Origin of the sequence: Cyanobium sp. PCC 7001, from assembly GCF_000155635.1 — a bacterium.
GTDB lineage: Bacteria > Cyanobacteriota > Cyanobacteriia > PCC-6307 > Cyanobiaceae > NIES-981.
On sequence record NZ_DS990556.1, the window covers coordinates 2,062,052 to 2,081,501 of the forward strand.

The following is a 19,450-nucleotide window of genomic DNA, read 5'->3' on the forward strand; positions in this document are numbered from 1 at the left end:
GCAATGCCCTGGCACCCAGCTCGCCGGCCACCAGGCAGCTCACCTTCACCTCGCTGGTGGCGATCAGGCGCAGGTTGATGCCGTAGCGGGCCAGGGTGTCGAACAGCCGCGCCGCCACGCCGGGGCGGCCCATGATGCCGGCGCCGGAGATGCTGATCTTGGCCATGCCCGCCTCGCCGCTGAGCTGGGCTCCGCCATCGCCCACCTCAGCTCCGAGCCCGGCCAGCACTTCCCGGCACACCAGCTGGGCCAGGGCCAGGTCGGTCTCCGGCAGGGTGAAGGCGATGTCGTTGGTGTAGGTGCCCGGTCCACTGCCCACATGGGTGGCCTGCACGATCAGGTCCACGTTGAGCCCGGCGGCCCCGAGGGCTTCGAACAGCTGGGCGGCCACCCCGGGGCGGTCCGGCACGTGGGAGAGGGCCACCACTGCCTGCTGGCTCTCGAGTTCCGCACCGTCCACGGGTTTGCCCAGCTCCAGCCCGCCCATGCCGATCGGACGCGGTTCCCCACTGGTGAGCAGGGTGCCAGGGGCGTCGCTCCAGCTGGAGCGCACCACCAGCGGCACGCCGTAGTTGCGGGCGATCTCCACCGCCCTCGGGTGCAGCACCGCAGCGCCGAGGCTGGCCAGTTCCAGCATCTCGTCGCAGCTCACCTGCTCCATCAGCTGGGCATCGGCCACCTTGCGCGGATCGGTGGTGAGCACCCCGGGCACATCGGTGTAGATCTCGCAGGCGTCGGCCCCGAGGGCGGCGGCCAGGGCCACGGCGGAGGTGTCGGAGCCGCCGCGGCCGAGGGTGGTGATCTCCGGCGTGCCGCCGGGGCCGACGCTGGTGCCCTGGAAACCCGCCACCACCACCACGTGGCCATCGTCGATCAGGCGCCGCAGCCGCTCGGTGCGGATCTCCAGGATGCGGGCGCGGCCGTGGGCCGATTCGGTCACGATGCCGGCCTGGGGTCCCGTCATCGACACCGCCGGCACCCCCTCCGCATGGAGGGCGATCGAGAGCAGCGCGATCGACACCTGCTCGCCGGTGGCCAGGAGCATGTCCATCTCCCGCTGTGGCGGATCGCCGCTGATCGCCCGGGCCAGCCCGGTGAGCTGATCGGTGGTGTGCCCCATGGCCGACACCACCACCACCAGTTCATGGCCCTCCTCGCGGCTGAGGGCCACCCGCCGGGCCACCGCCTGGATGCGGGTCACGTCGGCCACCGAGGTGCCCCCGAATTTCTGAACCAGCAGGGCCATGGGTGCGGGATCCGGCGTGATCGGAACGGTCGATTATCGGCCGTGGGGCCCAGCGAACAGGAATCCATCGCGGAAGGCGTCCCCCGGATCGGTACCCCGTTTGAGGGCGGCCTCCACATCCAGCAGCTGGCTCAGCAGGCTGAGGAAGCGCCCGGCGGGGCGGCCCTGGATCTGTTTGCGCATCACGTAGATGCGTTTGGGGTTGCCGATGCCGGCGGCCTTGGCGATCACCGCCACGTCCCGCTCGCCGCGCTGATCCAGCAGGGCCACCCAGAGCCAGCCGCGGATCTGGCTGGTCAGGGCGGCCACGATGCGCAGCGCCGGCTCGCCGCCCTCGAGCAGGGAGTCCACCAGGGCGATGGCCGCAACCGGCTGACCCTCCAGCAGGGCATCCCCCACCGCCAGGGCGCTGGTGCTGTGGCCGCCCACCAGGGCCCGTACGGCCTCCACGCCGATCGCTTCTGCCTGACCTGCCTGAGCGGCGGCGCCCTGGCCGAACAGCTGCAGCTTCTCCAGCTCGCTGGCCAGCCGGGCGCTGTCGTTGCCGATGGCCTCGCTGAGGGCTTCGGCGGCCCCGGGCTCCAGCTGCAGCCCCAGCTCCCGCGCCGTGCGGTGCACCAGCTCCACCTGGCCGGCACCATCCCAGATGGCCGGCAGCTGGAACGCCTGCTCCTCGGCCTCGCCGGCCTTCACCAGCCTCTGCAGCGCCTTGGTGGTGCGCAGGCGGCCGTCCGGCTTGGCGGCGTTCACCAGCACCAGATGGCAGTCGGATGGGATCAGGGGCAGGGTGGCCTCGAACGGCTCGGCCAGCTCGGCCGGGCACTGGTTGCAGAAGGGGCTGCGCTGCAGCAGCACCAGCCGCGCTCCGCTGCCGAAGGGGGGCGTGCGCGCCTCCTCCAGGGCCCGGCCCGCCTGGGCAATGTCCTGGCCATCCAGCCGGCTGAGGTTGATCGCGGCCCAGGCCGGATCCACCAGCTCGGCGATCAGGACCTCCACCCGCCGGCCGCGGGCGGCCTCGTCATCGCCCCAGAGCAGGTGGATCGGCATGGCGTATCGGCATCAGGTAGCGGCGGGGCGTTTCGGCAGGGCGTTTCGGTGTGGCGGGCCCGCGGTGCATCGGGGGTGCATAGGGTCGGGGCTGCCTTGGCTGGACGGCGCCCCGTCCCGTCCGGTGCGCCCGACTGCAGCGCCCGAACCTCCGTGCCCGAACCCATCGACCGCCCCATCCTCACGGATCATCCGATCTTTCTCGAGAGCCTGCGGCTGATCCGCGCCGAGCTGGCCGCCCGCGGCATCGCGCCTCCTGCCGATCCGCTCGAGCGCGACGTGCTGGAGCGCTGCATCCACAGTTGCGGTGATGTGACCATCGCAGCCGATCTCCACTGCAGCGCCGGCGCCTGCTCCGCCGCTGCGGCGGCCCTGGCGGCGCGGGCGCCGATCCTCACCGACACGGCCATGGCCGCGGCGGCCGTGGCGCCGATGGCGGCCCGCACCTTCGCCAACCCGGTGCACGACGTGCTCGCCTGGGCTCCGGCCGCGGCTCCCGCCGGCTCCACCCGCACGGCCGTGGGCATGGAGCGGGCCCTGCAGGAGCTGGGTTCAGGCCTGGTGGTGCTGGTGGGCAGCGCCCCCACGGCGCTGGAGCGGCTGCTGGAGCTGGTGGCTGCCGGGGCGGTGCCGCCTCCGGCCCTGGTGATCGGCATGCCGGTGGGCTTCGTGGGGGTGGAGGCGAGCAAGCGCCACCTGGCGGCGAGCGGTCTGCCCCAGGTGCGCCTGGAGGGCTCCCGGGGTGGCGCCGGCCTGGTGGCGGCGGCCTGCAACGCCCTGCTGCGGGCCGCCTGGCTTCAGGCGGCCCGCTGACCCCACCCGCACCTGGGAGTTGGCCTCGATGCGGCTCAGCACCTGCCTGGCCCGCAGGAGCACCGAGGCGGGGATGCCCGCCAGCCGCGCCGCCTCGATGCCGTAGCTGCGGCTGGCGCCGCCGGGCACCACCCGGTGCAGGAAGCGCAGGTCGCTGCCGGTTTCCTCCACCAGCACCTGGGCGTTGGCAACGTTGGGCAGCAGCTCGGCCAGCTCGTTGAGTTCGTGGTAGTGGGTGGCGAAGATGCTGCGGGCGCCGATGCCCTGGGCCAGCTCCTCGGCCACGGCCCAGGCGATCGAAAGGCCGTCGAAGGTGGCGGTGCCGCGGCCGATCTCATCGAGCAGCACCAGGGAGCGGGCCGTGGCGTGGTGGAGGATGTTGGCCGTCTCGGCCATCTCCACCATGAAGGTGGACTGGCCGGCCGCCAGGTCGTCGCCGGCGCCGACGCGGGTGAAGATCCGATCGGCGATGCCCAGGCGGGCGGAGCGGGCCGGGATCCAGCTGCCCATCTGGGCCATCAGCTGCAGCAGGCCGGTCTGGCGCAGGTAGCAGCTCTTGCCGCTGGCGTTGGGGCCGGTGAGGATCAGCAGGTCAGGGGGACCGCCGGGCCCATCGCCGTCCCAGCCCAGGGCCAGGCCGTTGGCGGTGAAGGCGTCGTCCACCAGCAGCAGCTCCACCACGGGGTGGCGGCCGGCTTCGATCTCCAGCTCCCGCCCGTCGGTGAGGGTGGGCCGGCAGTAGCCGCAGGTGGCGGCCACCTCGGCGAGGGAGGCGAGCCCATCGAGCTCGGCCACGAGCCGGGCGGCCTGGCGGATGCGGGCGGCCTGCTCGCCGGCGCGGCCGCGCAGCTGGCAGAACAGCTCGTATTCCCGCTGGGCGGCCCGCGCCCTCAGGTGCTGGATCTCGGCCTCGCGGCCCCTGAGGGCCGGGGTGACGAAGCGCTCCTCGTTGGCCAGTGTCTGGCGGCGGATCCAGTGCTCCGGCACCGAAGCGGCCCGGGCCTTGCTCACCGCCAGGAAGTAGCCGAAGGTGCGGTGGTGCTGCAGCCGCAGGGTGGCGATGCCGCTGGCGGCCCGCTCGCTGGTCTCCTGCTGGGCTAGCCAGGCGTCCTGGTCGTCGAGCTGGTTGCGCAGCCCGTCCAGCAGGGGGTCCACGCCGTCGTGGATCAGGTCGCCCTCGGTGAGGGAGAGGGGAGGGGTGTCGAGCAGCACGTGGCGCAGCTCCGCCGCCAGGGCCTCCAGCTCCGGCCAGGGCTGGGCCAGGCGCTGCAGGGGGGTGGCGCTGCAGGGGCCGAGCAGGGCGGCCAGCTGGGGCAGCCGCTCCAGGCCATCGGCCAGGGCCACCAGGTCGCGGGCCGAAGCCGTGCCGGCCCCGGCCCGGCCCGCCAGGCGCTCCAGATCGCCCATCGGGCGCAGCAGCCGGCGCAGGTTCAGCCGCAGGGTCCGCCCCTCCACCAGTTCGCCCACGGCGGCCTGGCGCGCTTCGATCGCCGGGCGGTCCAGCAAGGGCGCCTCCAGCCAGCGGCGCAGGCAGCGTCCGCCCATGGCGGTGTGGGTGCGGTCGAGGGCCCACAGCAGCGACCCCTCGAAGCCGCCGTTCATCTGGGTGCGGGTGAGCTCGAGGTTGCGGCGGGTGGCGGCATCGAGCACCAGGGCATCGCCCGGATGCCAGCAGGTGGGGGGATCGAGGGGCACGCGCCCGCTCTGGGTGCTGTCCAGGTAGGCCACCAGGCCGCCGGCCGCCCGCAGGGCCAGGGGTTGCTCCGTGAGGCCGAGGCCGGCCAGGCTGGCCAGCTGGAAGCGCTGCTGCAGGGTGGCCGTAGCCTCCGGCTTCTCGAAGGGGGTGCGGGCCAGGGCCGTGAGCCGCAGCGCCGGCGGGCACCAGGCCGGAGCGGTTTCCCCGGCCGGGATGTCGCCGGGGGCAGGCCAGAGCACTTCGGCCGCCTCCACCTGCAGCAGCTCCTGATGCAGGGCATCACTGCCCTGCTGCTGGGTGACGCGGAATTCGCCCGTGCTCACGTCGGCCACGGCCAGGCCCCAGCGGGCGCCGCTGCCGGGGGGCTCGAGCACCACGGCGCAGAGCCAGTTGTTGCGGCGGGCCGCCAGCATGCCCTCCTCGATCACCGTGCCGGGCGTGAGCACGCGGGTGATGTCGCGACGCAGCAGCTCCCCCTTGGCGGGGGTGGTTTCCAGCTGGTCGCACAGGGCCACGCTGAGGCCGCGGCGCACCAGGTCGGCGCAGTAGCGCTCGGCGGCGTGGTGGGGGATGCCGGCCATCGGCACCCGGCCGATCGCCTTGCCCCCCTCCTTGCCGGTGAGGGTGAGCTCCAGCAGGCGCGAGAGGGCGATGGCGTCCTCGAAGAAGCACTCGAAGAAGTCGCCCAGGCGGTAGAGCAGCACCCGCTCGGGGTGGGCGCGCTTCAGCTCCACGTAGTGGCGCAGCATCGGCGTGAGCTGGGCCGGGTCCACCAGGCTGTGGTGGTGCCAGGGGGGGAGGTCGGACTCCGGGGCGGCGGGCGCGGGGGTGCCGGCCTCGCTCGCGGCGGTGGTGCCGGCTGGGGTTGCCTTGCCACGCTCACGCTTAGGCCGCCGCCGCTGCCGGGGCCTCGCGGCGGCGGCCGCCAGGGGATCGGCCGGCACGGCAGCATCTGCTCCCTCCCCCGAAACGGCACCGCCCGCGTCATCGGCGTCGGCGAACAGCGAGCCCTGCAGGGCCAGCTCCGGAACGAGCGAAAGCTGCTGCTCGGCTTCCGCGGCCACGGCTCAGCGCTGGGGTCGGTTTGATCGTAGGCGCAGGAACCGGGCGGCCTGCCCGGCGGTGCCCGACAACTTGTGAAGGATCCGGCAGGGGCGCCCCGGAGGCCCGGGGGGCTCGTGTGAGAATCCGGCCACTGACCGGCCCCGGCGACGCCGTTGTTCCATGCAGATCCTCAACACGCTCACCGTTCTGGCCCTGGTGGTGATGTCGTTCGCCCTGATCGTGGCGGTGCCCGTGCTCTACGCCAGCAGTGAGGACAGCGGCCGCTCCAACCGGCTGATCCTGATCGGCGGCATCGCCTGGGTGGCGCTGGTGCTGGTGAACTGGGGCATGAGCTTCTTCGTGGTCTGAGCCGGGTGGTCTGAGGCCGGCGCCGCAGGGCTTCTACCCTGAGGGCACCTACACCGCGCCACAGCTGGTGGCGTTTGCCTGTGGCGATCTTCGAGGGCCGATTCATCGGGGCCGACACCCTGCGCATCGGCGTGGTGGTGGCCCGGTTCAACGATCTGGTCACCGGCCGCCTGCTGAGCGGCTGCCTCGATTGCCTCAGCCGCCACGGCATCGACATTGCGGACACCAGCAGCCAGCTCGATGTGGCCTGGGTGCCCGGCAGCTTCGAGATCCCGCTGGTGGCCCAGCGCCTTGCCGCCAGCGGCCGCTACCAGGTGGTGATCACCCTGGGGGCCGTGATCCGCGGCGACACCCCCCACTTCGATGTGGTGGTGAGCGAGGTGAGCAAGGGCGTGGCCGCCGTGAGCCGCCAGACCGGCGTGCCCGTGATCTTCGGGGTGCTCACCACCGACACCATGCAGCAGGCCCTGGAGCGGGCCGGCATCAAGAGCAACCTGGGCTGGAGCTACGGCCTGCAGGCCCTCGAGATGGGCAGCCTGATGGCGACGCTGCCGACTTAGCTGTGCTGCCGGCTTAGCCGGGGTGGCGCACCAGCAGGTGCTGGCTCTCCACCCGCCGGAAGCCGAGCTGTTCGTAGAAGCCGGCGCTGTTGGTGGTCATCAGGTACACCCGCTCCACCCGTCGCAGCCTGGGATCGCTGAGCAGGCCCTCCACCACCTGCCGGCCCAGGCCCCGGCCCTGCAGATCACCGGCCACCACCACGTCCCAGAGCACGGCCCGGCACACCCCATCACTGCTGGCCCGCCCGAAGCCCACCAGCCGCTTGCCGCGCCACAGGCTCACCACCACCGGGCTGCCGGCCAGCAGCCGCCTCAGCTGGGGGTAGCTGCGCTCCCTGGCCCAGAAGGCGTGGTGGTTGAACAGCCGCTGCAGCTTCAGCAGGCCGCGGGTGGGGCGCAGCCCCGGGCCCAGGCCGAGCCAGCGCAGACCGGGCGCACCCGGGGCGTGGCGGAGCAGCTGGATCGGCACCATGGCAACACGTCCATGGGAACATCCTCCCAGTGACCCGGACGCCTTGACCCCCCAGCGCAAGGGCATCATCCTGGCCGGCGGCAGCGGCACCCGGCTTCACCCGATCACCGTGGGAGTGAGCAAGCAGCTCCTGCCGGTGTTCGACAAGCCGATGATCTACTACCCGCTCAGCACGCTGATGCTGGCGGGCATCCGCGAGGTGCTGATCATCACCACCCCCACCGACCAGGAGGCGTTCCAGCGGCTGCTGGGGGATGGCTCCCGCTGGGGCATGACGATCGCGTACGCCGTGCAGCCCAGTCCGGACGGGCTGGCCCAGGCCTTCCTGATCGGCGAGCGGTTTCTGGCCGGGGCCCCCGCGGCCCTGGTGCTGGGGGACAACCTCTTCCACGGCCACGACCTGATCCCCCAGCTGCAGGGCTGCAACGGCCAGGCGGCAGGCGCCACGGTGTTCGCCTACCCCGTGCGGGACCCGGAGCGCTACGGCGTGGTGGCCTTCGATGGCGACGGGCGGGTGCTGAGCATTGAGGAGAAACCGGCCCAGCCCAGGAGCCGCTACGCCGTCACCGGTCTGTATTTCTATGACGACTCCGTGGTGGAGCGGGCCCGGCGGGTGGTGCCGTCGGCCCGGGGTGAGCTGGAGATCACCGACCTCAACCGCCAGTACCTGGAGGAGGGGCTGCTGAAGGTGGAGTTGATGGGGCGCGGCATGGCCTGGCTGGATACGGGCACCTGCGATTCCCTGCACGAGGCCGGCAGCTACATCCGCACCCTGGAGCACCGCCAGGGCCTCAAGGTGGGCTGCCCCGAGGAGGTGGCCTGGCGGATGGGCTGGATCGATGCCGACCAGCTGGCGGCCCTGGCCGCCCCCTTGCGCAAGAGCGGCTACGGGGAGTATCTGCTGCAGGTGCTGGAGACGGGCCATGCAGGTTGAACCGCTGATCAGCGCCGGTGGCGCGGTGCTGGAGGGCGTGCTTCTGCTCACTCCCCGGGTGTTCGGCGACGACCGCGGCTTCTTCTTCGAGAGCTGGAACCAGAACGCCTTCAACGCCGCCGCTGGCCCCACCGCCTTCGTGCAGGACAACCACTCCCGCTCGGTGCAGGGGGTGCTGCGCGGTCTGCACTACCAGCTGCCCCCCCACCCCCAGGGCAAGCTGGTGCGTTGCCTGGTGGGGGAGATCTTCGATGTGGCGGTGGACATCCGCCCCAGCTCCCCCACCTTCGGTCAGTGGGGCGGCGTGCGCCTGAGTGCCGCCAACAAGCAGCAGCTGTGGGTGCCGGCCGGCTACGCCCACGGCTTCCTCACCCTGAGCCCGGAGGCGGAGGTGCTCTACAAGACCACCGACTTCTGGAGCAAGGAGTGCGAGCGGGGGATCCGCTGGGATGACCCGCAGATCGGGATCGCCTGGCCCCAGGAGGGTCTGCCGGATGGCCAGCCCCTGCTCAGCGCCAAGGACGCCGTGGCGCCGGCCCTGGCGGAGGCGGACCTGTTCGCATGAGCGGCCCACCTCTCACGGTGCTGCTCACCGGCGCCGGCGGCCAGCTGGGTCAGGAACTGGTGGCCCAGTGCCCCGCGGGGGTGACGCTGATCGCCACGGGCCGTTCCGAGCTGGATCTGGCCGATGCGCAGGCCTGCCGGCAGCTGGTGCTGGAGCGCCGGCCCGATTGGGTGCTCAACGCCGGCGCCTACACCGCGGTGGACCGAGCCGAGAGTGAACCGGAGCTGGCCGAGGCCGTGAACGCCGGGGCCCCGCAGGCCTTGGCCGCTGCCCTGGCCGGCACCGGCGGCCGCCTGCTGCACCTGAGCACCGATTTCGTGTTCGACGGTCGCCAGGGCAGCCCCTACGCCACGGACCAGCTCCGCAGCCCCCTGGGGGTGTACGGCGCCAGTAAGGCGGCCGGCGAGGAGGCGCTGCTGGCCAGCTCGCTGCTGGCGGATGGCCGCGTCCACGTGCTGCGCACCAGCTGGGTGTATGGCCCGGTGGGCCGCAACTTCTGCCTCACGATGCTGCGCCTCCACGGCGAGAAGGAGGAAATCGGCGTGGTGGCCGACCAGGTGGGCTGCCCCACGGCCACCCCCACCCTGGCGGCGGCCTGCTGGCGCCTGATCGAACGCGCCGAGGTGGGTCTGCCGGACATCCTGCACTGGAGCGATGCCGGCGCTGCCAGCTGGTACGACTTCGCCGTGGCCATCGGTGAGCTGGGCGTGGAGCTGGGCCTGCTGCAGCGCCAGGCGCGGGTGAAGCCCATCACCACTGCCGACTACCCCACCCCGGCCCGCCGGCCCAGCTACTCCCTGCTCGACTGCACCGCCAGCCGCACGGCGCTGGGCCTGGAGCCCCTGCACTGGCGGGAGGCGTTGCGGCAGGTGCTGGGGCGGCTTGTGCCCTGAGCTGGGCTCGTTGCATCAACCCAGCGGCAACACCGGAAAGGGCTGGGGTTCCGTGCCCAGCAGGGCATGGCAGGGGGTGAAGCCCGCCAGGTCGGCCGCCATGCGCAGCACCGCCTCGAAGGCCCGGGGAGAGCCCAGCAGCAGCGGCACCGCCAGCAGCGTGAACAGCCGGTTAGGCAAGGGCACCAGCCGGCAGCGGCGGGCCGGATCCTCCTGAGGCAGGGCCTGCTGCAGGGCCTGGAGCATGGCCGCGTAGCTCAGCTCCTGATCGCCGCCCAGGGCGATGCGGGAGGCAGGGAGCGGCGCGGCTCCCTTCGCCAGCTGCCGGCTGAGGGCCAGCGCCACCGCCGCAAGCTGGGTGGCGTGAATCGGCTGGCGCAGTCCGGTCTGGGCGGGCAGCGGCAGCAGCGGCAGCCGCCGCATCAGTTGCAGCAGCCGGCTGAGGTTGCGGTCAGCCCGCTCGCCCACACGGCCGTAGATGAGCGTGGGCTGGAGCACGCAGCTGGGGATGTGCCGGCCCCGGCAGGCGGCCAGCAGTTGCTCTTCGGCCCGGTGCAGCAGGCTTGCCAGCTCCCGGTCGATACGGTTGGCTGCGAAGCGCTTGGTGAGCACCGAGGAGGAGGAGCAGCCAGCACTCCCGCCAGCCGGGGTGCTCCCTGGTGGCCGCAGGCGAGCCACCGTTCCAGACGGTGCCAGGAGCAGATCGGCGCGAAGCTCACCAGCAGGGCGGGGCCGTCCCCCCCCCCCCAAATCACCCGTCGGGATGGAGCAGGTCGAGCCGGGTGGGGCCGCTCTCGCTCCTGCCGTAGCAGTGCAGGGTGCCCCAGCCCTGCTCCCGTGCCAGCTGCTCGCGGAACGCCTGGCCGAGCGGGGAGCTGGCTCCGAACAGGTGCACATCCACGGCGGTCACAGCAGGGGGAGTCTCCAGAGGGAGGCGTACACCAGCATCGAGCGCAGGAGGCTGACGGTCTGCCGGAGGGAGCGGTGGGAACCCCGGGCCCAACGGTGCACCACCCGGCCGATCGGATTCTGCACGGTGAGCCCGAGGGCCGAGAGGCGTCGGCTGAGGTCGGCGTCCTCCAGGTGGAGGAAGTAGCGGGGGCAGAAGCCGCCCACGGCCTGATACGCGCGGGCGGACATCACCAGGAAACAGCCGGAGAGGTAGGGGCTGGCGATCATCTCTTGTGTGTAGTTGCGGCCGGCGTTTCGGTGCCAGCGGTCGTAGCGGCGGCACCCCGGAACGGCCTTGAGGCAGGGGAAACGGCCCAGGGCCAGGGACAGCAGGGTGGGGTTGTGCTTGGCCGAGTACTGGATCACCCCGTCATCGCCCACCACCAGGGGCGCGGCGCAGGCGGCTTCAGGGTTGGAGGCCACCCAGTCCAGCAGTGGGATCAGGTCTGCAGGCTCGAAGCAGATGTCCGGATTGGTCACGATGAAGAGATCGTCCGGCTCCAGGGCAGCGGCCGCGAAGTTGCCGTTGTGGCCTCGGCCGTAGCCGATGTTGGGGCCCCTGCTGTGGTGCAGCGGCACGCCGGCGAGCTGGGCCTGGATCGCGGCGGCCGTGGACTGGCCAGCATTGGGCGGGCTGCCGTCGTACACCACCAGGCCCGTGCCGTAGTGATTCGCCTGCTCGGCCAGCGCACGGATCGAGCCCAGCAGCGGCTGGATGTCCGCCAGGCGGTGCCGGAACAGCACGAGCGAGAACCACACGCGCCGCTCACGGGGTGGGTAGGGGGGCTGCACGGGGTGGCCATCGGCGGCCGCCGGTCACGGGGCCCGGCGTGGCGTTGCCCAGGGTAAGCAGGCCGCTCCCGCAGCGTTTCAGAGCGCGCCGGGGTGCCCGTGGTGGCGCTGATAGCGTTCTGGCGCTAGAGCCAGCCCCAGCAGGAGCCTGCCGCCGTGATCGATCTGCCCGCCCTGCTTGGCTCCCGCAGGCGGGTGCTCGTCACCGGCGGCGCCGGCTTCATCGGTGGGGCGGTGGTGCGGCGGCTGCTGGCCGAGAGCGCGGCCACGGTGTTCAACCTCGACAAGTGCGGCTACGCCAGCGATCTCACCAGCATCGAAGCGGTGCTGGCGGGCATGGGGGCCGCAGCGGAGGGCCGCCACCAGCTGCTGCGGGTGGACCTCACCGATCCGGAGGCCACGGCGGCGGCGGTGCGCCAGGCCGATCCGGATCTGGTGATGCACCTGGCGGCCGAGAGCCATGTGGACCGCTCGATCGAGGGGCCGGGGGCCTTCATCGCCAGCAACGTGAGCGGCACCTTCCACCTGCTGCAGGCGGTGCGGGCCCACCACGAGGGCCTGAACGAGGGGCGCCGCGCCGCCTTCCGCTTCCACCACATCAGCACCGACGAGGTGTTCGGCTCCCTGGGCGAGACGGGCCGCTTCTCGGAAACCACCCCCTACGACCCCCGCTCCCCCTACTCGGCCAGCAAGGCGGCCAGCGACCACCTGGTGAGCGCCTGGCACCACACCTACGGCCTGCCGGTGGTGCTCACCAACTGCTCCAACAACTACGGCCCCTGGCAGTTCCCCGAGAAGCTGATCCCGGTGGTGATCCTCAAGGCCGCCGCCGGCGAGCCGATCCCCCTCTACGGCGACGGCGCCAACGTGCGCGACTGGCTCTACGTGGAAGACCACGTGGACGCCCTGCTGCTGGCGGCCACCCAGGGCCAGCTGGGCCGCAGCTACTGCGTGGGGGGCCACGGCGAGCGCACCAACAAGCAGGTGGTGGAGGCGATCTGCTCCCTGCTGGATCAGTTGCGCCCGGCCGGTGCACCCCACGCTGGTCTGATCACCCGCGTCACCGACCGCCCCGGCCACGACCGTCGCTACGCCATCGATCCGGCGCGGATCAGCGGCGAACTCGGCTGGCAGCCGCGCCATGCCTTCGCGCAGGGGCTGGAGGCCACGGTGCGCTGGTACCTGGAGCACCAGGGTTGGTGCACGGGGGTGCGGGAGCGGGGGGGCTACAGCGGTAGGCGGCTGGGGTTGGTGGGGTGATGAGTTCGGCTACTTGGGTGTGCGGTTGAGCTTGCCCATGCGCCCCGTTAGGCCATGGATCAGGCCCAGGATCACCATCTGCAGCGACTGTGCTGGGGCGGGACTGAAGAGTGGGTAGGCCACCGCTCGACGGCTTGTCTTCAGCAGCTCCAGCGCTCTCCAGCGCCATGGGATGTAGGGCTTGCGAGCCAGATAGAGAGAGTTTCTGATGATGTAGTAGTGACGCAAGGGGTTGCTGTGCATCGTTTTTCGCACCCGACCAAGCGCGATGGACCAGTCGCCCAGTTCGTGATGCAGGATCGCGTTCTGGCAGAGACTGATCCTGAGGCCCATGGACTGCGCCCGATAACACCACTCATGATCGATGCCATCGATGAACAGTGCATCGTCCATTGGGCCAGCCATGCGCAAGGAATCCTTTGTGAACAGGCATCCGGATGTGATGGCGGAAAGGGCGCTTGGCTTTGAGGTGGCTGCGCGCACATGGTGTTTTCCCAGGTGGCCTAGCCTGGAATCACGCACACACGGAGCAATGCAGGCGATGCTCGATGCGTGGGCGGCCAAGGCATGATGCTCCTCCAACATGGTGTCGATGAAATCGGAAGCGGGCATTGAGTCTTGGTCGAAGAGGAACAGATGGGTGTACTTGCTGCCCAGGAAATAAGTGATGATGGCATTCAGGGCGCCAGCCAGCCCAACGTTCTCGCTATTGACCTCGATCCAGATGGAGCGCTCCTCGTAAAACGCGAGATCCTTCACTGACCTGTGGCCATTGACCACCGAGCAGATGTCGCAGCCCTGAGAGATCAACTCTTCAACGAGCTTTTGAGACTCGGGAGGTGGTTGGTAAAGAACAATCCCCGCGAGAACTTTCGTCTTTTCGATGGCGAGTGTCATGCTCTTCCCAGCAAGGCCGTCCTGGTCCGGAAAGCAGTCAAGACGAGATCCGGCTCGAGCTTTGGCTGCTGGTGCCGAAAAACGAGTTCAATATCGCCTTGAACGCCAGGAGCAACAATCTTGTTGCAATCACCAATGGAGTGTAGATGCGTAGATGTTGACTTTGCCAGAAGCCGGAAACATGTTCGCAATAGAGCTGCCGAGTCTTGTGGCGAGAGGAGAATCCAGCGTCATTGTAGACAACAATGCAGGCATCTATCGCGCTGCTCTTTCCCTTGGTGTTCGATAGGATCTCGCAGGTCAACAGATAGTCGCTGCAGACGCGGAGGTCAGTTGCATAGCGAAGATGATGCTTGATCAGGTACGAGCGTTGGTAGAAGATGGCCTGGTGAATTCTGGGCATTCCTAGAAGCCAGTGCACTTGCCCCGCCCTGCCTCCTGATCGGCGTATGGCCTGCAGGTCTTGCTCTGTATTGGCCGGCAGGCGGGCGTCAGCCAGCACGCAAGGGCTTGACCTGAGCTGTTGCAGGAGACTCATGGCCGTCAGGAAGCCAGGAAGAAGCCTGTCATCGGCTCCGAGAAACAGGAGATAGTTGCCTCTGGAGCTGCTGATGCCGCTGTTCATGGCTGCATAGATCCCAGGCTGAAGACACGGCAGTACTCGGATCTGACCAGGATATTGCGCAAACTTTGCTGTGATTTCTTGTAGTGATGGTAAGGAGGCGTCGATGACTTTTGCCGTATAGACAAAAATGACTTCCAGCTCCAGGTTGTTGTCGCAGCACAGTCGCAAGTTCTCTTTAATCGTCTCTATCCATGGATCCACGTCTCGTACGGGAATCACGATGGAAACACGGGGATTGTGTGCGGTTATCTTGGGGATGCTTGCCAAGCCTTGCGAGAACCCTCAGCCCATGCTAGTGAAAGTGGCTGACAAAACCTCTTCGTACAGGGCAGCATAGAGATTTGCAATTCGCTGTGGACTCCAGAGTTGAATGGCGCGTGCACGCGCCTGGCGGCCCAGCCTCTCCCGCCCCTCGGAGTTCTCCAGCACCCAGCCAATGCCATGGGCGAGATCGGCGGGGTCGAAAGGCTCGGCCAGGTAGCCGGTCCGCTGGTGCTCCACTGCATCAGGCAAGCCGCTGGTGTTGAAGGCCACCACGGGTACGCCGCAGCTCTGGGCTTCGATGGCTGTCTGGGGGAGGTTGTCCATGCGCGAGGGCACCACCATCACATCGGTGGCGGAGTAGAGCAGCGCCAGCGACTGGTCGTCGTGGAGGGTGCCCACGTAGTGAATCGGCAGCCCCACCCGTGGCGGATCGGGGGGTTGTGACTGGCCGAACACCACTGCCTGGAGGCCGGGCAGTGTGGGCGCGAGCTGGAGCAAGGCGGCTTCGAGCAGATCCCACCCCTTGCGCGGGTCGCGGCTGCCGCCCAAGGCACCGAACAGCAGGAGGGGGCCCTCGGCCGGCAGCCCGAAAAGTTGCCGCGCCATCTCCTTGGGCCAAGGCCGGTAGATGTGCGTCGGCAGCGGATAGGGAATCACCCGCACCGGCCAGTGGCCCAGCAGCGCTGAGCGCTGCACGCAACCGGCCAGCCAGCGGCTGGGGCACACGAGCTGGAAGGGGCGCCGCCAGTGCCGGCGTTTGCGCTGCCAGCACCAGCGGTCGAGGTCCAGGCCGTGATGGCAGGGCGGGCGGTTGTGGTGGTGGTAGCCCTGCTCGTAGCGCAGATCCTCCAGGCCATTGGGGTAATGCTCACTGCCGCTGAAGGCCCAGCAGTCGTGAAGCGTCCACACCAGGGGCTTGCGGAGGCGGCCGATGGCCTCGATCGAGAGCATCTCCCCCTGCACCCAGTGCAGATGCAGCAGATCGGCATCGCTGGCGTTGAGTTCCCTGTCGAGCCGGCAGGGGAGGCAGGAGGGGGAGTGGAGGACTGGGTTGCTCGTGCGCTGGAGGACAGGCAGTAGTGCACCGAACAGGCTGCGAGCCAAGGGGACTGCTGCCCGTCTTCCTTTTGGCCCCTGGATACTGGACTGGGTGCTCTGGTTCCGATTCACTCGCATCCAGCCGCAAACTTGATGGGCCGTTCCTTCCTGAAGTGAGGAGTGAATCCGCTGCGCGGCCCGGGCAGCACCGCCCTGTCCATCAGAGAAGGAGATGTGGCAGATTTTCAACGCGGCACACCAATGAAGGGGAGGGCTCTGATCCCTCGGAGGATGGGACGAGCGGGTAGGACAACCCGGGTGAAGAGGGGATGAAGTAGTTTTGCGAATGCTTCTCGACGACGTGCTTTTTTTAGATTTATGGTCCCGTCAGCTCTTCGGCGATAGATCCATGCATGGCTGCCTTTACATGGACCCACCTGCTGCAGCCCTAGGGATTCAGCGCACCAGCTGAAGAAATGGCGGAGATGAAAGGTGCAGGGAAGATGGCATAAGATCACTGGAGCAAAGCAGTTGGCAATGATGAGATGTCCGCCAGGTTGTACCGTTGCCACTATGTCTGCGAGCAGCCTCAGTGGGTCGTGTACATGTTCCAGAACATCCGTGCAGACCATGGTGTCGTAATTGAGAGGACAGAGTGTGTCGACATAGGTGATGTTTGGATACTCCCTGCACGCTTGAAGACCATGAGCTGGTGGATGCGGGTCATATATCGAAATCTCGGAGGCAGGAAGACGGCCTGCTATAAGCCTGGCCAGAGTACCAAAACCCCCTCCGAAATCGAGGATGCGCTTGGCTCCAAGCTGGGCAACAGAATCTGCGATGGAGTGCCTGTGGCCCATAGATATCGGATCTTGTTCGATGTAAATACCATTCAACAGCCATACAGGGTGGCTGTAAAAATGCCTATAGCTATCATGTTGATAACGCTGTTGATCACAGCCACACATTTTCCATGCCTCGTCCATGAGGCTCCAGATCTGCTCTAGGCTCGGGTTGTTGCCGCATATAACCAGCAAATACTCCAAATCTGAGCGCTCCTGAGGAGCCAGGGAATAGGAGGTTAAATCAATCACTCTTTGATTGCTGATTGGAGTTGTAAGCGCGCAATTGCATGGAATGTGCTCGCTTCAAAAGTATTCTCATTCTGGCACCGAGCACACTACCATCGAATCCAAGTAGCCAAAGCGATCGTGTCTTGACGCCCATCTGTCGATGCGTGTCAGTAAGCATGCAAGCAGATTGAGGGGGGGCGCCAGGAGGGGTGTTAGAGAGCGAATAAAAAATGATCGATGCGTATTGAAGTAATCCAAGATGAAAACAATAAGAACATCATAAATAGTGCCTAGCGGCTCGATGTGCCTAACTTGTAGCCCGCATTCCGCACAGAGAAGCTCATAGCCCCAACGAGTGAGCCTGCGGTAGTCGTGAGGCGCTTCATGCTCGGGCCATAACAGAGGGGCTGTGAATAAAAGGATCGAGCCCGGCTTGGCAACTCGTTTAAGTTCAAGGATAGATTCGTTTAGGCTTCTGACGTGTTCAAAGACCTGGAAAGATACGATTGAGTCGAAAGATTGGTTCTCAAAGGGTATTCTATTTCCGTCATAGAGGTGGATGGCTCCATGGCTGATTGTCTTGCCTGCGGGGAGGGAGCTATCGTACTCGAGCCCTGTGTATGTCGAAGCATGGCTAAAGCATCTTCTGTAGGGCATTGAGCCACAGCCAAAATCAAGAACGTCTCCATGCACCAGCGACTCTAGAGATGCAATGGCACTTTCTATGTTCTTTCTTGGAATCCAATAGGGGTTGTAGAGCCTTGATTTCTTCTCTTTATTGGTGATGGAGGCCTTTGGGCGCTTTTCTTCGTGGTGGGATTGGCGCTGGCCAAGTGCCGAGAAAATTCGTTTTAGTCTCGAGAAAACCCTGGTCTTAAAGGTTGATTGATACACATTCGAGAATGTGTAGGAGTCTGCCATGGCATCACGCAAAAGCGTGCCTGGGTGTACAAGTCTTTGAAGGCCTTTATCAATAGGTACCTGTAGGGCATGGTTGTTGGTGTGCGAAGCATCTTCGCCGAATCCCACATTGGTAACTAGGTTCCGGTTTGGAAGTGCGGTCAACCCTCCATTCACTAGGCAGGTGAAGGCCCACTGGTAGTCCCAAGTGTCCGGTTCTCCTTCAGCGAGAAGCCTGTCCCAGATGCGTGACCAGTAGAGCGCCTCCTTGGGGTTGTCAAAGGTTGTTTGGAGCAGACCGCTTTCCTTCAGTGCTGGCCATTGGAGAAGGTCGGCATCGTAATGACGCCAGCAGCGGCGCCAGCTGGCCCAGCCCCAGCAGTGGTTGTAGCGGCTGAAGTAATAGCTCCCGTCACCACGCCAACGGCCGTCCTGGAAGTTGTTGCCGCTGATGCACCACACCCGGGTGTCGTGGCGGTAGCGCTCCAGCAGGGTGGAGCAGTAGGGGAAGAAATCTGGATGGGGCACACAGTCATCCTCCAGGATGATGCCCTCTTCCACTTTCTCGAAGAACCAGCTGATGGCACGGCTGACGCCAAGTCGGCAGCCGTGGTTGGTTTCGGAATAGAGCCGCTCGATGTAACAGGGCCAGTCAATTTCGCCATCGATAACCGCTCTGGTGGCGGCAACTTTGTCGTCCTCACCAGGCCGATCTGGATTCGGGCCATCGCAGGCCACGAACACGCGGGTCGGTGCGACTGGACGGATGGCGGCGATCACCTTGCGCAGCGTGTGTGGGCGGCGCCAGGCGATCAGAAGGAGTGGGGGCACCACGTTGCAATAGTGACCTCATCGATTATGGGCGCCAAGCAAGCCCACGACAACAGAAGCACGGATTGCTGTGCAGACGGCCCATTCAAAGGCTGCAGCAGCAGGGAGTCAGTTGCCTTGACCTCGTCTGATACAGCCAAAGACCGCAAAAGCTAGGTTTGAAATTCTGAAGAGAAGCCAGAGACTAAGAATCTTCAATCGTTTTATCACCGTGAGGTGGTCTTGGCGGTAAAAGGAGATCCACGCTGGTACATAGATCGGGGATGTTTTGGTGATGCACCCTTTGATTCTTGCAAGTTTGAGGACAAGCCAGTTTGAGGTCTTGGCTTTCTGTGGGTTTCGCGTCGTTTCTGAGGATACGAGGCAGGTAAAATTCTCTGGATGTGCAATCTGAAAGCCGAGCTTGTTCAGGTTGTACGTCAGCCAATAGTCTGACAGATAATGCGGGATGCTGCACGGCACCGCGACGGCGTGGAGCCATGGCTTGGGCGTTGTTAGCATGGCTCTGGTAGGAGCTACATTGACTATTTGTCTTTCAGACGCAGGGATGAATCTGCCATTCCTTGCGCTGTAGTGGATCGCTGGCTCTGGTTTCCATTCTGGCCTTAATGGTGTTTCATCCGAGTTGATGATATCTTCATGGCTCACCATGATTCCTCTAGCGCAGACCAGGGCCATGTCAGTTACAGCCTTTAGGCCGGCAAGGATGTTCTTTTGGTCGAGAAACCTGATATCATCATTGCAAAGCATATAGTAGTCAGACGCTTTCCCTTGGCTAACTTTGCCCTGCACGTAACTGGCAATCGCATTCAGAGACCCTCCCCAGAATGCATGTCCGTTCAAGGTTACGACGTCAGCTTCGGGCCATGCTCTGCTTGCTATCACGATTGTTTCGTCACTACAGCCATCATCGAAGAGCACCACTTCTAAGGCAAGTCTTGGTGGTAATAGCTTTGCTACGTGTTTGATGAAGCCTGCAGTCAAGTGGCCTCGGTTGTGCACAGGTAGCAGCAGGGTCAGGGTCTCCATGCACGTGCTTTTGTGGATTGCGGGGGCGGCACCGAGCGTCTAGGAGGTGGAAGTGTGCTCAAGTTGCCAAATGGCAAAATTGGATGAGATTGACTAGTGCTATGCACCGAGGGTGAGGCTGTGAGGACCTGGCCAGCTGATGGCAATTGAG

At 66.6% G+C, this 19,450-nt stretch carries 19 protein-coding genes and 1 pseudogene; 7 read left to right on the plus strand and 13 right to left on the minus strand.

Translation table 11 applies throughout. The features are described 5' to 3' along the window. Together CPCC7001_RS10170 and holA are read right to left on the minus strand one after the other, a co-directional pair. The coding region (locus CPCC7001_RS10170) for an aspartate kinase (protein ID WP_043368931.1) at window positions 1–1,246 on the minus strand (1,246 nt) is incomplete at its 3' end. A 33-nt stretch (window positions 1,247–1,279) separates the two neighbouring features. Further along, window positions 1,280–2,293, minus strand: coding sequence for a DNA polymerase III subunit delta (gene holA / locus CPCC7001_RS10175; RefSeq protein WP_006911283.1), 1,014 nt, complete (start codon window positions 2,291–2,293; stop codon window positions 1,280–1,282). 153 nt (window positions 2,294–2,446) lie between these two features. Between holA and CPCC7001_RS15835 the strand changes: the two genes are divergently transcribed. Next, the gene (locus CPCC7001_RS15835) at window positions 2,447–3,106 is read left to right on the plus strand and encodes a precorrin-8X methylmutase (RefSeq protein WP_225867229.1); all 660 of its coding nucleotides are present in this window, start codon (window positions 2,447–2,449) and stop codon (window positions 3,104–3,106) included. On the opposite strand, the pseudogene mutS reads toward CPCC7001_RS15835, so the two are convergent. After that, window positions 3,107–5,866: pseudogene (mutS, locus tag CPCC7001_RS10180) on the minus strand (DNA mismatch repair protein MutS); the annotation flags it as partial. A gap of 160 nt (window positions 5,867–6,026) precedes the next feature. On the opposite strand from mutS, the gene psbZ reads away from it, so the two are divergent. Both psbZ and ribH read left to right on the plus strand, forming a co-directional pair. Next, window positions 6,027–6,215, plus strand: a complete 189-nt coding sequence (psbZ, locus tag CPCC7001_RS10185; protein ID WP_006909989.1) for a photosystem II reaction center protein PsbZ — start codon at window positions 6,027–6,029, stop codon at window positions 6,213–6,215. A gap of 80 nt (window positions 6,216–6,295) precedes the next feature. Continuing rightward, window positions 6,296–6,775 carry a 6,7-dimethyl-8-ribityllumazine synthase gene (gene ribH, locus CPCC7001_RS10190; RefSeq protein ID WP_006910577.1) on the plus strand — a complete coding sequence of 160 codons (480 nt, stop codon included), beginning with the start codon at window positions 6,296–6,298 and terminating at the stop codon, window positions 6,773–6,775. 13 nt (window positions 6,776–6,788) lie between these two features. On the opposite strand, the gene CPCC7001_RS10195 is transcribed toward ribH, so the two are convergent. Further along, window positions 6,789–7,247, minus strand: a complete 459-nt coding sequence (locus tag CPCC7001_RS10195; protein WP_043368935.1) for a GNAT family N-acetyltransferase — start codon at window positions 7,245–7,247, stop codon at window positions 6,789–6,791. Here CPCC7001_RS10195 and rfbA point away from each other — a divergent pair. Genes rfbA through rfbD form a run of 3 tightly spaced genes read left to right on the plus strand, consistent with a single transcriptional unit; the run spans window position 7,246 to window position 9,639 of the window. Further along, a complete protein-coding gene (rfbA, locus tag CPCC7001_RS10200) occupies window positions 7,246–8,181 on the plus strand; it encodes a glucose-1-phosphate thymidylyltransferase RfbA (protein WP_006911244.1) in 936 nt (311 codons plus the stop codon). The genes CPCC7001_RS10195 and rfbA overlap by 2 nt on opposite strands. Beyond that, entirely contained in the window at window positions 8,171–8,746 is a 576-nt protein-coding gene (gene rfbC, locus CPCC7001_RS10205) for a dTDP-4-dehydrorhamnose 3,5-epimerase (RefSeq protein WP_006909082.1), read from the plus strand. Before rfbA ends, rfbC begins: the two co-directional genes overlap by 11 nt. Then, entirely contained in the window at window positions 8,743–9,639 is an 897-nt protein-coding gene (rfbD, locus tag CPCC7001_RS10210; protein ID WP_006911263.1) for a dTDP-4-dehydrorhamnose reductase, read from the plus strand. Before rfbC ends, rfbD begins: the two co-directional genes overlap by 4 nt. A gap of 15 nt (window positions 9,640–9,654) precedes the next feature. Here rfbD and CPCC7001_RS10215 read toward each other — a convergent pair whose 3' ends face one another. From CPCC7001_RS10215 to CPCC7001_RS10220, 3 genes are all read right to left on the minus strand, one after another. Next, window positions 9,655–10,251 carry a hypothetical protein gene (locus CPCC7001_RS10215; RefSeq protein ID WP_006911638.1) on the minus strand — a complete coding sequence of 199 codons (597 nt, stop codon included), beginning with the start codon at window positions 10,249–10,251 and terminating at the stop codon, window positions 9,655–9,657. A gap of 139 nt (window positions 10,252–10,390) precedes the next feature. Then, window positions 10,391–10,549: a hypothetical protein gene (locus tag CPCC7001_RS15210; RefSeq protein ID WP_006911132.1), complete on the minus strand. Its 159-nt coding sequence runs from the start codon at window positions 10,547–10,549 to the stop codon at window positions 10,391–10,393. Next, entirely contained in the window at window positions 10,546–11,382 is an 837-nt protein-coding gene (locus CPCC7001_RS10220; protein ID WP_156796749.1) for a hypothetical protein, read from the minus strand. The genes CPCC7001_RS15210 and CPCC7001_RS10220 overlap by 4 nt, the downstream gene beginning before the upstream one ends. A gap of 156 nt (window positions 11,383–11,538) precedes the next feature. Between CPCC7001_RS10220 and rfbB the strand changes: the two genes are divergently transcribed. After that, a complete protein-coding gene (gene rfbB, locus CPCC7001_RS10225) occupies window positions 11,539–12,642 on the plus strand; it encodes a dTDP-glucose 4,6-dehydratase (RefSeq protein ID WP_006910448.1) in 1,104 nt (367 codons plus the stop codon). Window positions 12,643–12,651: 9 nt separating this feature from the next. On the opposite strand, the gene CPCC7001_RS10230 is transcribed toward rfbB, so the two are convergent. From CPCC7001_RS10230 to CPCC7001_RS15220, 6 genes are all read right to left on the minus strand, one after another. Continuing rightward, window positions 12,652–13,539 (minus strand): glycosyltransferase, encoded by an 888-nt coding sequence (locus CPCC7001_RS10230; protein ID WP_006909596.1) that lies wholly within the window; start codon window positions 13,537–13,539, stop codon window positions 12,652–12,654. Window positions 13,540–13,576: 37 nt separating this feature from the next. After that, complete coding sequence (locus CPCC7001_RS10235) at window positions 13,577–14,431, minus strand: glycosyltransferase (protein ID WP_071778298.1); 855 nt, start codon at window positions 14,429–14,431, stop codon at window positions 13,577–13,579. A 15-nt stretch (window positions 14,432–14,446) separates the two neighbouring features. Then, window positions 14,447–15,532, minus strand: a complete 1,086-nt coding sequence (locus CPCC7001_RS10240; protein ID WP_006909326.1) for a glycosyltransferase — start codon at window positions 15,530–15,532, stop codon at window positions 14,447–14,449. A 179-nt stretch (window positions 15,533–15,711) separates the two neighbouring features. Continuing rightward, complete coding sequence (locus tag CPCC7001_RS16030; protein ID WP_369699363.1) at window positions 15,712–16,452, minus strand: class I SAM-dependent methyltransferase; 741 nt, start codon at window positions 16,450–16,452, stop codon at window positions 15,712–15,714. A 174-nt stretch (window positions 16,453–16,626) separates the two neighbouring features. Beyond that, window positions 16,627–18,219, minus strand: coding sequence for a class I SAM-dependent methyltransferase (locus CPCC7001_RS15215; protein WP_156796750.1), 1,593 nt, complete (start codon window positions 18,217–18,219; stop codon window positions 16,627–16,629). Between the two features lie 159 nt (window positions 18,220–18,378). Next, complete coding sequence (locus tag CPCC7001_RS15220) at window positions 18,379–19,299, minus strand: glycosyltransferase family 2 protein (RefSeq protein WP_156796751.1); 921 nt, start codon at window positions 19,297–19,299, stop codon at window positions 18,379–18,381. Window positions 19,300–19,450 lie beyond the last annotated feature (151 nt).